The sequence below is a fragment of the Pseudoalteromonas sp. 20-92 genome (genome assembly GCF_030847595.1).
Classification (GTDB): Bacteria; Pseudomonadota; Gammaproteobacteria; order Enterobacterales; family Alteromonadaceae; genus Pseudoalteromonas; species Pseudoalteromonas fuliginea.
The window spans coordinates 37,857-55,071 of sequence record NZ_JANJGQ010000021.1 but is presented as its reverse complement, the minus strand read 5'-3'; the positions used below and the strand labels follow the sequence as shown (position 1 = coordinate 55,071).

Here is a 17,215-nt window from a genome sequence, read left to right as displayed (position 1 = left end):
CATAAATTAAGGTGTAACTCCATCAACATAAAAATTGAACTTAGATGCACTTATATTATTAGAAGTACCGTTATTACAGGTGCTGCTAACAATAACTTGGGTATCACTTTGTAAAATCATTGATGTAAATACTTGTTCATTTGCACATTGCTCGGCCTTGTAAAAACCAACACCGTTGTGGCCAAATGTGCCATCTAATACACCATTACTTAAAATGCGCGCTAACACACCTTTATTATTACCCATACCACTTAGTACAATGTTACCCATGCTATCAAGCGCGGCATCTTTTACCTTAGTGTCACCGGTTTGCGTCAGTATGTACTGGCCAGCTCCACCTTCAGCAAAACTAGTCTCTTTTATTCCTGCTGATGATAATTTAACAATGACAGCTTGGTTTGGCGTATTCGTTTCATTACCAATTAAATACAGGTTATTTAAGGTATCAGCAAATATTTTAACTATTCTATCGTCGTTATCTAAACTCATTACAGAGTCTATATAGCTAAATTCGCGTTCACCATCAATACTTAGCTTTACTGCTAATAGCTGAGAATCAGAACCCGAAACAACTTTTCCGCCAATAAAAATTTTATCGCTATTATCAATGTAAACAGTTTTATAGGATTCGAAAGCGGTTCCAATAACTTTACCATTGTTACCAAAGTCGCTCTCCAGTGAGCCTTCTGGCGTTAACTTCATAACAAATGAGCTCGGTGTATCTGCCACTGTTAACGAGCCTACGGCAATAATATCGTTATCGTTATCCAGTGCTGCGTCAGTTAGATTGAGCTTCTGCGTCGTTACGGCTGTAGTGGCGTAAATCCCTTCTGTTGCAAAGTCTGTATCAAAATAACCATTTTGATCTACTCTTGCTACAAAACCTTCTTCATTGTTTTCAGTTTTACGCGAACCCGCGATAATAAGTTTGCCATCATTTTGCTCAATTAATGCAAAATTAGATGTACTTAAGTCGATTGCAATTTGCTTGTGCCCACTTTCACTAAAGCTAGTGTCTAACAGCCCGGCTCCGGTCAGGCGCGTTAATACTAGTTTAATTACGGAGCCTTGCTGAGCTGTTGATGCGATAATATATTTACCAGCATGGGTGCCATGGCTAAGCTGTATCACCTGCTTTGATTGATCATTAGAGTCAGTCCCTAAGTTGCTCAATGTAAGGTAACCTGATCCTGCTAAGCCAGTAAACAATGCCGCGTGATTGTCTATTGCTACAATAAATGGCTGACTACTTGAATCATCGCTGATGCCTGATACCCAAAGCGTATCGTTTAAATCTATTGTTGCAGTATTAGCTATTTGTTTACCGTTAATATCCGAAATAATATTAATGCCGTAGGTGTCATCAAGTGCCCCATCGGTTGCTAAAATACGCGTAGAAAACAGCTTTTCAGTCTCACCTTTCCCCGTTGTGCCCGATAAAGTAATTTGATTATTTATAGGTTCATATTTTACGCCTGTAATTTCAGCACCACCATTGCCTGTATTACCACCATTGCCTGTATTACCATCAATATCATAAACGGCAATACCATGATTACCTATACTCGTTACCAAATCGCCTTTTTTATCAATAGCGAGAACAACAGCTTCTTTTTCACCTGAATGGCGAGTGGTATATCCGCCAACAAAGGCGGTAAAATCAGCTGTATTTAAACCGCCAAGTGCAAAGAGTTCATCGTCGGTGTTATTCCCAGATAAATCGATGCTAAGTGCATTATAATCATTAAAATTACCGTTATTTTCACCATCTGAAATAAGGTAACGGATTAATGCATCTTTATCACCGTTTGCACTGGTAACACTCCCCACAACCATAAGATCAGAACCATTAAAGTTTTTAATGGCAAATGCTTCATCATCGCGTTGTTGACCACTTACATCTTTAATTTTAGGGCTAGATGCTTCGTAAGCTAATGTCGAAATGTCATATTTTATCCATAAACTATCATCGTCATTACCATTAAACTGTTTGCCAACAGCTTGAATTTTATTGTCGCTAAATTCAAGATCATTAATAACCAGCGTACTTGCCATTTTGGTACAGTGAATACCTGAATTATTGTCACCTGAGGTGTTGCTTATCACGCCTGTAACGCTCATTTTTAATAAACATGCTTCGGTGTTGGTACCATCAAAACTAGAAAAGGCGATAAACAAGTCACCGCCACCTGAAATTATGGCCGTTGCTTTTTCATCGTGCCCTAAATCCAGTATTTTTATGCCATCTTCATCGAACGCATTGTTGGCCGCACCATTATTAGTATATGAAGCAATGACAATATCTTGGTCTATGTTTTGACTAAACCCAACAAAATAAAGATTATTATTTAACTCAATACTGTCGTTAAATTCACCGTTTGAAAAAACACTAGACAGCTCTAACTCACCAGTCACAGGGCGTCCAAAAATTTCACTTTCGACAGGTATAAGGTAGTCGTCAGCATTAATTACATTAACAGTAATATTAATAGAAGTTGTTTCATTAGGAGTACCATCGTCGGTAACTGCTACTGTTATCAAATGCTGAGTCGCATTTTCATAATTAAAAGGGCTCGGGCCGCTTGCTGTTAATAGGCCTGAGCTGCTGTTAATGTTAAACAAACCTATGTCGCCACTGACCAGTGTGTAGCTTAAATTTTCGTTTTCAATGTCGCTGGCAACAATGGTGCCGACAACGTCACCGTCTATCGAATTTTCACTAACACTAAATGTTTGATTTGATGCAGTAGGTGCATCGTTTACAGCTGTGATTGTAATCGACAAACTTGCCGAGGCAGTGCCTTGGTTTCCATCACTTACAGAATATAAAACGGCTGCCACGCCATTACTATTTACAGCAGGTGTATATTGAAGTTGATTGCCAATAATTAATACCGACCCTAAGTCGGCGGTCGCTGAGGTGATTGTTAAGGTATCTCCGTCAATATCGGTGTCATTGGCGAGCACATTAATTAATAGCGGGGCGGCATCTTCGGCCATTGTTGCTGTATCAGCATTTGCAATGGGCGCATCGTTTACAGGTGTGATTGTAATCGACAAACTTGCCGAGGCAGTGCCTTGGTTTTCATCACTTACAGAATATAAAACGGTTGCTGCGCCATAACTATTTATAGCAGGTGTATATTGAAGTTGATTACCAATAATTAATACCGACCCTAAGTCAGTAGCTGCAGAGGTTATTGTTAAGGTATCTCCATCAATATCGGTGTCATTGGCGAGCACATTAATTAGAAGTGGGGCGGCATCTTCGGCCATTGTTGCTGTATCTGCGTTCGCAATAGGCGCATCGTTTACTGGGATAACCGTGACAGTTACTGTTGCTGTTGTATCATTAGCATTGGTGTTTTCTAAGGTTTTTCCATCAGTAATACTATAAGTTAGCGTTATATCACCATTAAAATTGACTGGTGGTGTAAATTCTATTTTTTTATCGACAATAACAGCTTGGGCAATCGTGTTTTCAATACGAGATATACTAATTACATCGCCATCTAAGTCGTTATCGTTAGCCAGTACATCAAGTAACGTCGCTGGACTATCTTCATTTAGTGTAAAGGTATCATTATTTGCGCTTGGCAAAGTATTCACACCACTTTTACTTAATATTACTTGAGCACTCGCCGCAAGGCCTTGTTCATTTGAAACTAAATAAGTAAAGCTATCAACACCTACAAAATTTTGATTCGGTTGATAAGTAAAAGAGCCATCAGTATTAAGATTAAGCTCGCCATTTTTTACAGCCACAACCGGTACGGTATTAACATAAAGATCACCGCTTTCAATATTAATGTCATTAACTAGCAAGCCGTTTTCAGCGTTAACTTCAAGCAACTTATTCGGTCTGAATAAATACTCATCATTCTGGGCAATCGGATTATCAGCTTCACTATTAATTGTTAACGTTACGCTGGCTTGAGCTGTAGCACCTTGAGAGTCAATTATTTGATATTGAAACTGATCTACACCAAAAAAATTAGCATCGGGTATATAAGTAAAGCTACCATCAGTTGCAAGTAATAATTGGCCATGAACAGGCGCAACAATAAAGTTTTCATCAACAAAAAAGTTGTCATTATTAGGATCTGTATCATTTTTAAGTAAACCAGCAATCGCTTCAACAACTAATGTACTGTCTTCACTTAAACTATAACTATCGTTAGTCGCAATCGGTGGCATATTTTCAGCTGCGCCGATGATAACTACATTGGCAATAGCTTGCTCACCTTGACTATCAACAATACGATATTGAAAGCTATCCTCCCCGCGCATATCTACTTCACCAAGGTATTCAAAGCTACCATCTGCGCGTAAAGTCAAACGTCCTCTTTTTGGTTCAGTGATAGGTGAGGTATCAACCGTTAAGCTATCTAAATCAATATCACTATCATTGGCAAGTAAGCCTGGTGATGCAATATTCAAATTACCATCAAGTGGAATGCTATAGCTGTTATCAAGTGCAATAGGTGCATCATTTATCGGATTAACAACAATTTCAACAACAGCGATGTCTGTCATATCAAGCTCATTAACCACTTGATAGCTAAAAGTATCTTCACCATTAAAGTTGGCCGTTGGTGTGTAATTAAACTCACCAGACTCATTTATATTTAACGTACCGTGCTGTGGTTGCACTAGCGCATCTAAATTTATGCGTAATTCACCCATATATTGATCGGTATCATTAGCAACTACATTGCCTTGTAAGCTTTCATCTTCATTAATTTGAAATTGATCGGGTTGCGCATTCGGGGCAAAATTTAGTTCTCCACCAATGGGGGCTATATTTATTGCTTCAGCAAAACCACTTTCGCCACCGCCATCAATGCCAGTGATCAGTATTTGATAGCTTTTATCAACAAGCGATCCATCAAAGCTAAAAGCTGAATTGGATAAGCTTAGAAATTGTTGCCCATTTTCGAGCGTATTAATATTTTCAGGAGTCACACCAGCTTGAGTTGCTAAATAAACGTTATAGCGATTGAGGTCTGAATTGGCTTGCCATGAAAGATCAATACTTTGATCATTACGCTGCGCTGTAACGCCTTCAATTTGATGGGGTTGCCAGCTAAATGTAGTCGCGTCAGCAAGTACTTGGTTATTTAAATTATCGGTTATCCATATTTCTAAACGAAGATCGCCCGCTTTTTCACCATAAAAATAAGGGTTAAAGCCAATAATTGATTGTTCAAAGCTTAAGCCACATAGTTCAGAACAAAGTGCGATGCTTTTATCTACACTTGGTAATACCAAGCTTACTGTAGCAATACCATCGGGATCTGAAACCGCAAGTGAAAACGTTACATTACCTTGCACAACTTCATTTTTTTGCGCAAATATAATATCAGCCTGTGAATTAGCAACTACATCGCTAACAAATGCTCTACTTGACGTCGAAACACCTGAAACTTTAAATTTGGTCGATTGATTACTAGCAGTAACTCCCGTTAAGTTGAGGTTACTTGAAATAGGCTGAGGTGTTGCTTCGTTACTCGAACTTGGCGAAGCTTCTGGTGCAGTGGTGCCTTCTGAGCCACCACAGGCGCTTAATATAAACGCCATGGCACCAAGCAAAAATATATTTTTTGCTATCATTTTAAATACTCCATAATAAAAAGCGCTATGTCCAATGTGTTTATGGTTCTAACCTAAAGGAGCCATTAGCATTTACATTAGGATTATTTATTTCATTGAGATTAAAATTGCCGGTAATCGTATCTAAACCATTCAAAAAAATCGCCTCAATATCGCCAGCTGCTTTATTATTGCCATGAGATGCAAAGGTAACAGCTAAATCAAGTTTACTTATATCTATTAGGCCGCTGTAAGCTGCATACCAATTACCACCAGTATCGCTAAAGCTAATTTCACCCTCGGGCACTGTACCATTATCAAAATCAACCGCCATGGTCATTGCAAAGTCAGTCACTGCACCTAAACTAGAATTCACTCCAAAGCTTGTCGCTTGATAGTTAAAAACGCCTTGGCGTTGTGCTATTTGATCAACCAAAGATGCATCACTAACCGTTTGATATTGTTGTTCAGAATAAACATCAGCAATAATAACTGTCTCTGAATCAAAGTTACTTTCTACTACAATCTCAGTAACAGGATCGGGCGAGGCAGTGGCCGTTTGTTGTTCACTTTCTTCATCCTCACTTTCACTTGGGCTATCGATACTTGTTATATTTTGATCAAAAACGCGCGACGCACTAATACTTGTGAATACTTCACCAGAAGACGTTACTTGCGCAAAGGAAAACGCTTCATCGCTGCCTAAAGAAACAACTTGCTGGTTTTCGAGTGTTAAATCTATTGCGCCGTCCCAAACAGCTAAAAACACATCGCCTTCGACCAACTGAACTTCAAAATGTGTACCGCGAATACCAATAGATCCAACAGGGGTTTTTACGCTATAAGAGCCACCATTTTTTTTAATCACTCCCGAAATCGAACGCAAACCACCTTTAAGTAATTCAATTGATGCAGAGCCTTGTTGGGTATTACTATCAAATTCATAATTAGCAATATTGAGCACCGAATTCTCTTTTAGCGCAATCAAGCCACCGTCAGACATTGAAAACTGTGCCTTACTTTTTTCACCAGTAGTTATGCGATCTACACCAAATACAGTGTCTCTGCGTTTTAATTGTCTTTGCTGTTTGGAGTTAGCATCTAGAGCTAAAACAGTACCTCGGGCAAGAATCGTTTTACCAGCAGGATTGACGGCTTGTGCATTAAAACTCACACAAAATAAGGTTGTTATTACAGGGAGTAAAAGTTTCATAAGTACCTTAAATTAGAATGAGTAAGAAACGCTTAAATTAACATCTAAGCGGTCATATTCGAATAAAGATATATTACTGGTTTTATCTTGGTAATTGGCCGCCAGTTGTATAGCTAAATCGTCGTTTATTAAATAACGTATGGTGCTTGTAAGCATCAGTAAATTGTCTTCACGGTCTTTTAAAAATAAAGGATGTTCATCTTGGTAATCAATCCACTGATATCCTGCAAGTGTTAGTAGTTGCCAATGTTCAGCAAGCTGAGAATTAGCCTGATAATACATGCCAAGTATATTACGACTATTTGATTTACCCGCAGGCACATCCGCATTTTCAGTTTTGATATTAATACTCACACTCTGAAACCAGCGTTGAGATACATAACTAGTTCCTGCGTTTAGTGCAATAAATGTGTTATCGAGTTTTTCATCAAGTTTATTATTCATTACACCAAAAGAAACAGCCCCAAATAAGCGAGACTTTTTAGAGAATTTAAAATCAGCCCCTGTTACGAGCGACGATTCTGTTCTATAAAGTTCGCCATCAAGTATTAATGGTGTTACACCAGCTTGTACATACCAACTTAGCTTATCTTGTTTGTGTTTATAAGCTGCATTTATGTGTGTGTTAACGCGGTCATATTGCTCTAACGCTTCAAACTTATACCATCCAGTATTAACACTTAACGTTAATAAGCTTTGCTGGTCCAGAGGATGAGAGTAGCTCCCTCTATAGTTAAGCTGCATATAGTTATCATCAGTACTTTTGCTGTCTGGCGACAGTAAAAATTCGCCTAAATTAGGTATGATAATAGTATCTTCGGTTGTCCCTGCGTTTACATTGTCATCCACACCAAAAGCAAGTTGAATATTTTGCGTATAAGAACGCCCTGCACGTTGCTGTTCAACAATGGCAGCATCAAGTAGTGATTGCGCGCTCGTTTTTATATTTTTGGGTGTATTAGCCGCGTTAATAAGTATTAGCGCTTGAGTGTCTGCTGCGGGTAAGTTTTTAACCATTAAATAAGCTCGAACTAAATGTAGGCGAGCTTCGTACCATTGCGGGCTTGCTTCGACTACACGTTCAAAAGCAAAGACTGCTGTAGCCGGTTGGTTTGTTTTAAGTGCGGAAATCCCTAACAAAAAATCAAAAGCAGGCTCGCCTAAATATTGATTTTCAATATGACTTTTTTTGTAGGCTTGTTGAAACTTATGATCAGAAATTAATTGTTGTAGTTCATTTAACAATTTAGCGTAGCTTTCGTCATTTTTAGCCAGAGCACTAACACTAACTACAGTTAAAAAACCACACAGTAAATGTGCTAAAGCCTGTCTAATCATGTTTTATCGAATATCCTATAAGAATTTTTTTGCTTTATTGCCATTAGGGTCAGTTGACCTTTGCGGATTGAAATTTGTTCTATCTAGGGGCGACTTAATCGCGGCGCAAGGTTTGTAGCTTAGTGGGCTCGGTAACTGCTCCTGCGTTACTCTAATGGCTTACATCCCTATAAGAATAAATCAAAACCGAGCAAAGCTGCCCAGTCATGCTCACGGGCCTTATTTAAAAAACAAACACGCCGCTACAAATCTAACCTCGAAAGATAAACAAGCCCTAATAAAATGATGGTAGTAGGTAATAATTTAGCACTTTTTATAGGCATGTAAAGCAAATGAAAACATTATTTCAAAAATGTAAATGTTAATATCTTCCAGTTTTTTAAATCAATAGCATAAAATTAGTGGCCTATTATAGCGATAATAAAACAGCTTGATAACAAAGCATAAATTTCGTTATTTAGGGCGTGTTGGCCTTTGTGGATTGAAATTTGTTCAATCTAGGGGCGATTAAATCGCGGCGCGAGGTTTGTAGCCTAGTGGGCTAAGTAAAAACCGAGCAACAAAGACTTAATCGTCCCTAGAATGAACTCAAAGGGCAGCGCATGTTTGGCATTTATACTGCGTTATCGCCTATTTATGGGGAATAACCACACTACATAGGCTCTGCCTTGCCTAAATACTAAACAGTCTGCTGAAAAATCAATCACGAAAGGTCAACACGCCCTAGTTGTTCTAAATAAAAATTTACAACGTTTTAGAGTAATTTAATTCGGTAAATTAGTCATGTTTTAATAAAATTGGTTTAGAACTGGTCTAGCTGTTCAGACAAGTAAATGCAGGGGGTAATAGATTGTATTTTTAGTTATTTAAAATTACTGAGGATATAATATGAAAATGATTATACAAAAAAATAAAAAAGGAGAAAAATTGGGGCGATTGACGGGGCTTGAACCCGCGACAACCGGAATCACAATCCGGGGCTCTACCAACTGAGCTACAACCGCCACAACACACCTTGTTTGGTGTGGCGCGCATAATACATAAAATAATAAATCTTGTGAAGTCTAAAAGTGAAAAAAATCAAAAAAAATAATTAATGCGTAAAATACAGTATGTAAGGTGGTGATTGATTAGTGCTTAAATATGGCTACTTTAGGCCATTTAACTGGGGGCAAAACGTGTAACGAACGAGATTAGTAAAGGGAGAAGAAATATTTAAGTCTTACTTTCTTTCTTAGTAAGTGCGAATGATTAAGAAACAGCGCATACCTTCTAAAAAACCGATAAATACTCAATAAATATGAAATATATTGTCGCTTTTATATATTAATTTATATAAACATAGCGTTTTTTGTAGTGAAAATTCATTGTTTTTTGAGAATAAATTGTAAATGAATGTATAATATTGGCTGGAAAAACGCTTAATAAAAACTATTTGGAGTGATTATGGATTCAATATTAAACTGGCTGAACGAAAACTCAGGCTTAATTTTACATTACGGTATACAGGCGGTTGTTGCGCTTGTTATCTTTTTACTTGGTAGTCGTATTGCTAAGTTTTGTTCTAACTTAACTGAAAAAGGTTTTGCTAAAAAGAACGTAGATAAAGCGGTTGGCTCATTTGTTTCAAGCATTGTGTATACACTTGTATTTGCTGTCACTATTTTAATGGCACTTTCGCAAATTGGTATTGAAACTACGTCATTCATCGCTATTTTAGGTGCCGCAGGTTTAGCTGTTGGCTTAGCGCTTCAAGGTTCATTGTCTAACTTTGCATCTGGCGTACTAATTATTTTACTTCGTCCATTCAAATCAGGTGATTTTGTTGAAGCTGGTAGTAAAATGGGTACTGTTAAAAAAATCGAAATATTCTCAACTGAACTACGCACTCCAGATAATAAAGTAATAATTGTGCCAAATTCACAAATTATGTCGGGTGCTATTACAAATTTCTCACGTGAGTCTACTCGTCGTATCGATTTAGTTATCGGTGTTGGTTACGATGCTGATTTACGTCAAGCAAAAGAAGTATTAAAATCAGTGTTAGATGCAGAAGAACGTCTACTTAAAGATCCAGCTTATACAGTTGCTGTATCTGAGCTAGGTGATTCGAGTGTTAATTTTGTAGTGCGTCCTTGGGTTAACAGTGCGGATTACTGGCCAACATATTTCTCGCTAATGGAAAATATTAAAATTGCATTAGACGACGCAAACATTTCAATTCCATTTCCACAAATGGATGTTCATTTACACAAGCAAGACTAATTTTAAATAGGTTATTTTTTTAATGAAATTAAAGCTTTTATCAATGTTAGTTGCAGCCTCTGCTGCAACTAACGCATTTGCCGAAGATGCAGAGCAAAAAACGTGGGAAGTTACCAGTGAGCTTGGTGCTATTATCACAAGTGGTAATACAGAAACAACCACGCTTAAAGGTGGTATTAAAGTACAGCACAATCTAGAAAACTGGAACAATGAGTATAAAATCGATGGAATCTTCAAAGAAGATGAAGTTGAAGATGCTGACGGTAATAAAGATAAGCAGCGTACCAACGAAAAATACTCTATTTCTGCGCAAGGTAATTACAAATTAAATGAAAAGCATGCTCACTTATTCATTTATGGTTCACACGTGTCAGATTACTTTGGCGCATACCGAAGTGAATCAGTAATTTCTGCTGGTTATGGTTTACGTTTATTAAACGAAAAAACCATGTGGCTAAGTGCTGAAATTGGTCCAGGTTATAAATATTTCGAATACCCAGATGACAGCACTGAAATTGACGACAACGGCGATTTACTTGCTGGTGAGTTTGAAGGTGAGGTGATTGCTCTAGGTAAGTTAGATTATAACTGGAAGATTTCTGATAATGCGCGCTTTACTCAGTTAATTGCAGTGGAGTATGGTGATACAAACACTAAAACGCGTTCAGAAACTGCACTACTTGCAAAAATTAATGGCTCATTACAAATGAAAGTTGCTTTTAATGTTACCAACAACTCAGATGTTGCTGATGATAAAGAAAGCACTGATACTGAAACGTCATTCACGTTAGTTTACAGTTTTTAACCAATGTAACTAAAGAAATGACATTTAAGTGACAAAAAGGGACGAAAGTCCCTTTTTTATTTGCTACTAAATAATGTATTATGGCGACCAATTTTGGTTGTAGACCTAGGGATATACCTACTCGTGAAAGTATTTACACAATTTATTAGTGCTTTTGTTCTATTGTGCAGTTTTAGTGCATTGGCTTTTACGCCAACAGCGTCACAATTGGAGCAGTTTAAAAAGTTACCTAAAGCTCAACAAGAAGCCCTCGCAAAACAGTACGGTGTTGATATAGCAACGATCACTGGTACAAACCAATCTAATAATCAAAATAATGCACAGCAGCAAAATAGTATTGGTGAGCGCGCAGAACCCGAAAAAGAAAAGCTTACAGATGAAGAGCGCTTTAAACCAAAAGTAGACGAAATAAAGCCTTTTGGTTATGCGTTATTTGCAGGTGAACCTACAACATTCATGCCAAGTGAAAATGCAGCGGTTCCTGATACGTACTTAATTGGACGCGGCGATCAACTAAGAATTAATTTTTATGGTAAAGAAAGTGAAAGCTTCGACATAACCGTTGACCGTGAAGGGCGACTTAATATTCCTGACTTAAGTCCAGTTCAAGTGGCTGGCCTTACTTTTGCTGAAGTAAAAGAGTTAATTAATGCAAAAGTAGAGCAAGAAGTTATTGGTGTAAAAGCATTTGTATCGCTTGGTCAACTTCGCAGTATGCGCATTTTAGTGCTAGGTGAAGCGTATAAGCCTGGTAGCTACAGTGTTTCTTCATTAACAACTGTTTCGCACGCATTATTTGTAAGTGGTGGAGTGTCTGATATTGCTTCACTGCGTAATATTCAAGTTAAACGCGCAGGCAAGGTTGTAGCAAATTTTGACCTTTACGACTTACTTATCAATGGCGATAGCAGTAACGACATCGTATTAAAGCCTGGCGATGTTGTGTTTATACCATCAGTAGGATCACAGGTCATCGTTGAAGGTGCAGTAAAACGCCCAGCTATCTTTGAACTTAAAGAAGGTGAGTCTGCTAAGCAGTTATTAGCAATGGCTGGAGGCCTTAAACCAAATGCATATGCCAAAAGCGCAATTGTAGAGCGCTTTAACTTCGATCGTAAAGAAGTGCTATCGGTAGATTTTTCAAAATCGCAAATTAACTATATTCCGCAAGATGGCGACCGTATTCGCTTTAATTCAGTTAGCTCTCAATACCAAAATACTATTAGCTTGATTGGCGCAGTAGCACGCCCGGGTAATTATCAATGGTACCAAGGAAAACGTATTTCCGACGTTCTAAAATCAGTACGTGGCGACTTACTCCCACAAGCAGATTTAAGTTACGGCTTACTTATTCGTGAAACAAATATTAATGGTGACATAGAAGCGCACCAATTTGATATAGCGCAAGCAATAGTTAAAAACACCGCAAATAACCTACAGCTTAAAGCAAACGATAAAATAATTGTATTTAGCCGCTTTGAAGAGAAAGAAGCTGAGTTGTCTGCGCTAGCAAATATGGCATTAAGCCAAGAGCAACAAGAGCAGCAACAAAAAGCAGAGCAATGGCACAAGTTTGAGCAAAAAGAGTTCGAAAAATATATTGGCGTTAATCAAGAAGACGAAGAGCTTGTTCTTGAAGACAATAAAATACTCACTATTGCTGAAATTTCTAAGCGCAAAGCAAAAGAAGAAGAAGACCAAGAACTCAAACCTGAAGATTACGCATTATTTAGCCGCCATAATTTATTAGCGCCAATTATTGCTAAATTTAAGCAGCAAGCATCAGTGCAACAAGCTATGCAATTAGTTGAAATCAGCGGGAATGTTACCTTTCCTGGTATTTATCCTCTAATGATTGGTGGTGAGGTAAGTGACTTAATAACAGCAGCCGGTGGCTTATTGGAGTCTGCCTACGTAAAACAAGCTGAAATTACACGTATTGTAGCCAGCGATGGTTCAAAAATAGAACATTTACGATTTGACCTTGAAAGAGCTATGAAGGGCGATCTTCAAAGTAATATTACGCTACAAAGCAAAGACAGCATAAACGTATTCGCTATTCCAAACTGGCAAGAAAACGTAAAAGTAGAATTAAGAGGCGAGCTCAAATTCCCTGGTACATACACTATACGCCGTGGTGAAACGCTAACTGAATTACTTGAACGCGCGGGTGGTTTTTCACAATTCGCAGAACAAAAAGCTGCAGTATTTACTCGTGCATCAATTAAAGAGCAAGAGGAAAAGCAGTTAGCGCGTTTATCTACAGAGCTTCGCCGTGATATAGCTTCTAAGAGCTTCCAAAACTCTGTAAGCAGTAGCACACTCTCGTATGAAGAAATGAACAAGCTGTTAAACGACCTCGCTAGTGTTGAAGCCGTAGGGCGTTTAGTAATTGATTTACCTTTAATTGTAAATAATCAACAAAATTTAGTATTACAAGATGGTGATACACTTTATGTACCAAGTAAGCGTGATTCTATAAGCATCATAGGTGAAGTTAATTACTCTACGTCTCACCTTTATCAAGCTGGTGTGAGTGTTGATGATTATATAGCGCTAAGTGGTGGCCTTAAAGAGCGTGCGGCTGAAGACCGTATTTATATTATTAAAGCCAATGGTTCAGTAAAAATCCCTAATGCAGGCGGCTGGTTTGCTGCTAACAATGCAGACCAATTAGAACCAGGTGACACAATAGTAATACCAATGGATGCTGGGCATATGGATAAGCTGACGCTTTGGAGCACAGCAACGCAGATTCTTTATCAGCTAGGTGTAGCAGTTGCTGCGATTGGTAGTTTGTAAAAGTTATTTTTCAGTATTCAGTTCAAACTAAAAAATTGAAATAGAAAATATTAAGCTTATTTCAGAAGAGAGAATCATGAGCGAAGAAAAAGAAGATAGTATTGAAAATTGTCCAGTTAACTCGCTAAAAAAGCTTGATAGCGAAATTGAGTTAAAAGAAGTGTTAATTGTACTTTGGAACAGCAAGAGGTTAATTATTGTTGTTACTTTTTTATTTTTTTTAGCTTCTTTAGTATACGCATTAAATACACCTGATTTATATAAGTCAGAGGCTCTATTATCTCCGACTGAAAGTGATAAATCAGGAGGTTTGAGCAGCTTAAATGGCCAATTTGGTGGTTTAGCTAGTTTGGCTGGCGTAAGCCTTGGTAGTGGTGCAGATGATAAAACAAAGTTAACAATAGAGGTTTTGAAGTCACGTAAATTTATTAGTGAATTCATACAGAATCATAATATTCTTAAAAATTTAATGGCAACTGAGTCTTGGGATGCTCGAAGTGATACTATCATTTACAATGCGAAGGTTTTTGACATTGAAAATAATAAATGGGTTAGAAAAGTTCGATTCCCTCATAAAGAAAAGCCTTCAATGCAAGAAGCGTACATTGAATTTTACAAGATAATGAAAGTCGTACTAGATAAAGATACGGGTTTAACAACTCTATCAGTTGAACATATTTCCCCTGTTATTGCACAGCAATGGGTTTTATGGTTAATTGAGGATATTAACTTAGAAATGAAGCAAAGAGATGTCGTTGAGGCAACAAAAAGCACCGCTTTCTTAACAAGCCAACTAGAAAAAACTAATGTTACAGATATTAAAACCGTTTTATATAAGCTTATAGAAGAACAAACAAAAGTAATTATGTTTGCGGAAGTTCGTGATGAGTATGTTTTTAAAACGGTTGACCCACCAATAATAACAGAAAACAAGTTCAAACCTAATCGTGCTGTCATTTGCATAATTGGGTTTTTTTTAGGAGCTACTCTAGGGGTTATTTTCAGCTTAATTAATTACTTTATTAGAAATAAGTAAGGTTGTTTTTTGATTTTTAAACTATCGTATCAACTCAAGGCTAGCTAAATATATGGGTTTTAATAATGCATCAACTAAAAAAAGAGATGATCTCAAAGTGGTAAAGCCCCATTTTTACTTAAACAAACGCTTTAAATCAAAAAAAGAAGCACTTACACAAAAGATTATTTACGTATATTGTCCAGTTGAATGTGCCTTTAACATAGGTGAAGTTATTGATGATTATGGTTTTGATATAATTGTTAATGATTATGATATTTTAGATTTTAGTAAAAAAATAATTTGCCATTATAAAAGCGGAGATTTGGGTGAAAAAGAGAGAGATTTTTTAGTTAAAGCTACCGAGTGTGGAGCATGGGTTGAACCTTTAGTAAGTTATTTAGATGATAGATTGAAATATACCGAAGTAAGGTTATTACACAGCAGTTACTTTTTACATCAAAAAGCTTTTTCAATTTTGTCACAAAAGCGAACTCAAATAACAAAAAGGTTTACAGATATAGTTAGTTCAATATTAATTTTGATTGTTACTTTACCAATATCATTATTAACAGCTCTTTTTATTAAATTAGAAAGCCCCGGCCCTATTTTCTTTAAACAAAAAAGAACGGGTCAGTACAATGTTGAGTTTTGTGTGTATAAGTTTCGTTCTATGCGAAACGATGCAGAGAAAAATGGCGCTCAATGGGCTAGTAAAAATGATGCGCGAGTAACAAAAGTTGGAAATTTTATTCGAAAAACACGTATTGATGAAATACCACAATTAATTAATGTTCTCAAAGGTGAAATGTCTATAGTAGGACCAAGGCCTGAGCGAGAAGTGTTTATAGCAGACTTGGAAAAAGAGATCTCATATTATCGTTTCCGTCATGCTGTTAAACCGGGCGTTACTGGTTTAGCTCAGGTTAGGTATCCTTATGGAGCGTCAGTTGAAGACGCTGTTTGGAAACACAAATATGACATTTATTATATTAAGCATCATTCGAGTATGTTAGACCTGAAAATATTATTACTGACAGTTAAAACAGTAATATTTGGAATGGGTCGTTAAGTTTTTACGAATTAAAAGTAGGTTGTATGAAAATTGTAGTTACAGGTGGTGCAGGGTTTATTGGTTCGGCTGTTATCCGCCATATCATTGATAATACAAATGATTCAGTTATCAACCTTGATAAGCTTACTTATGCAGGTAATTTAGAATCGCTTAAATCGGTGGATAATAGTGAACGTTATACTTTTGAGCAGGTTGATATTTGTAACCGGATAGAGCTTGATAGGTTGTTTGTAACGCACAAACCAGATGCAGTAATGCATTTAGCCGCAGAAAGCCATGTGGATCGTTCTATTACAGGGCCAGCCGAGTTTATTCAAACTAATATTGTAGGCACTTATAATTTATTGGAAGCAGCACGCGATTATTGGAATTCGCTAGACAATAAGGCTAAACAAGACTTTAGGTTTCACCACATATCGACTGATGAAGTATATGGGGATTTACCACATCCTGATGAGCAAACGGGTGATCTAGCTTTATTTACCGAGCAAACTTCATATGCACCAAGTAGTCCTTACTCAGCGAGTAAAGCATCGAGCGACCACCTTGTACGAGCTTGGTTACGAACATATGGTTTTCCTACAATAGTTACTAATTGCTCTAATAATTATGGACCATATCATTTCCCTGAAAAATTAATACCATTAGTAATACTTAATGCCCTTGAAGGTAAAAAACTTCCAATTTATGGTAAGGGTGACCAAATTCGTGATTGGTTATTCGTTGAAGATCATGCTCGAGCTTTATATAAGGTAGTAACTGAAGGTAAAGTTGGTGAAACCTATAATATCGGTGGTCACAACGAAAAGCGAAATATTGAAGTGGTACAAACTATTTGTAGTATTTTAGATACTTTAGTGCCGAAAGAAGCAAAGTATGCTGATCAAATTACGTATGTTACAGACAGGCCAGGTCACGATAGACGCTATGCTATAGACTCATCAAAAATGAGTCGTGAGTTAAATTGGATGCCAGTTGAAACATTTGAAACAGGCTTACAAAAAACTATTCGATGGTATCTGGATAATCAGCAGTGGTGCAAAAATGTTCAAGATGGCTCTTATCAGCGTGAACGTTTAGGAAGTTTAATTAATAGGAATGAGGAATAAT

9 protein-coding genes and 1 tRNA gene are annotated in these 17,215 nt (G+C 37.3%); 6 read left to right on the top strand and 4 right to left on the bottom strand.

Annotated features, from left to right (window positions below; translation table 11 throughout):
• Window positions 1-6 precede the first annotated feature (6 nt).
• From NRL14_RS16005 to NRL14_RS15990, 4 genes are all read right to left on the bottom strand, one after another.
• Window positions 7-5,613, bottom strand: a complete 5,607-nt coding sequence (locus NRL14_RS16005; RefSeq protein ID WP_306725120.1) for an Ig-like domain-containing protein — start codon at window positions 5,611-5,613, stop codon at window positions 7-9.
• 40 nt (window positions 5,614-5,653) lie between these two features.
• Window positions 5,654-6,805: a FecR family protein gene (locus NRL14_RS16000; RefSeq protein WP_306725119.1), complete on the bottom strand. Its 1,152-nt coding sequence runs from the start codon at window positions 6,803-6,805 to the stop codon at window positions 5,654-5,656.
• A 12-nt stretch (window positions 6,806-6,817) separates the two neighbouring features.
• Window positions 6,818-8,143, bottom strand: a complete 1,326-nt coding sequence (locus NRL14_RS15995) for a DUF2860 family protein (protein WP_306725118.1) — start codon at window positions 8,141-8,143, stop codon at window positions 6,818-6,820.
• Between the two features lie 928 nt (window positions 8,144-9,071).
• A tRNA-His gene (locus NRL14_RS15990) sits at window positions 9,072-9,147 on the bottom strand.
• Window positions 9,148-9,589: 442 nt separating this feature from the next.
• Between NRL14_RS15990 and NRL14_RS15985 the strand changes: the two genes are divergently transcribed.
• From NRL14_RS15985 to rfbB, 6 genes are all read left to right on the top strand, one after another.
• The gene (locus NRL14_RS15985; RefSeq protein WP_008133554.1) at window positions 9,590-10,408 is read left to right on the top strand and encodes a mechanosensitive ion channel family protein; all 819 of its coding nucleotides are present in this window, start codon (window positions 9,590-9,592) and stop codon (window positions 10,406-10,408) included.
• 22 nt (window positions 10,409-10,430) lie between these two features.
• The gene (locus tag NRL14_RS15980; protein WP_007376723.1) at window positions 10,431-11,213 is read left to right on the top strand and encodes a YdiY family protein; all 783 of its coding nucleotides are present in this window, start codon (window positions 10,431-10,433) and stop codon (window positions 11,211-11,213) included.
• Between the two features lie 123 nt (window positions 11,214-11,336).
• Window positions 11,337-14,015, top strand: a complete 2,679-nt coding sequence (locus tag NRL14_RS15975; RefSeq protein WP_306725117.1) for an SLBB domain-containing protein — start codon at window positions 11,337-11,339, stop codon at window positions 14,013-14,015.
• 76 nt (window positions 14,016-14,091) lie between these two features.
• Window positions 14,092-15,051, top strand: a complete 960-nt coding sequence (locus tag NRL14_RS15970; RefSeq protein ID WP_007376726.1) for a Wzz/FepE/Etk N-terminal domain-containing protein — start codon at window positions 14,092-14,094, stop codon at window positions 15,049-15,051.
• A gap of 52 nt (window positions 15,052-15,103) precedes the next feature.
• Window positions 15,104-16,102: an exopolysaccharide biosynthesis polyprenyl glycosylphosphotransferase gene (locus NRL14_RS15965; protein ID WP_007376727.1), complete on the top strand. Its 999-nt coding sequence runs from the start codon at window positions 15,104-15,106 to the stop codon at window positions 16,100-16,102.
• Window positions 16,103-16,128: 26 nt separating this feature from the next.
• On the top strand, window positions 16,129-17,214 hold the full coding sequence (gene rfbB, locus NRL14_RS15960; protein ID WP_306725116.1) for a dTDP-glucose 4,6-dehydratase: 1,086 nt from the start codon (window positions 16,129-16,131) through the stop codon (window positions 17,212-17,214).
• The last annotated feature ends 1 nt before the right edge of the window (window position 17,215 follow it).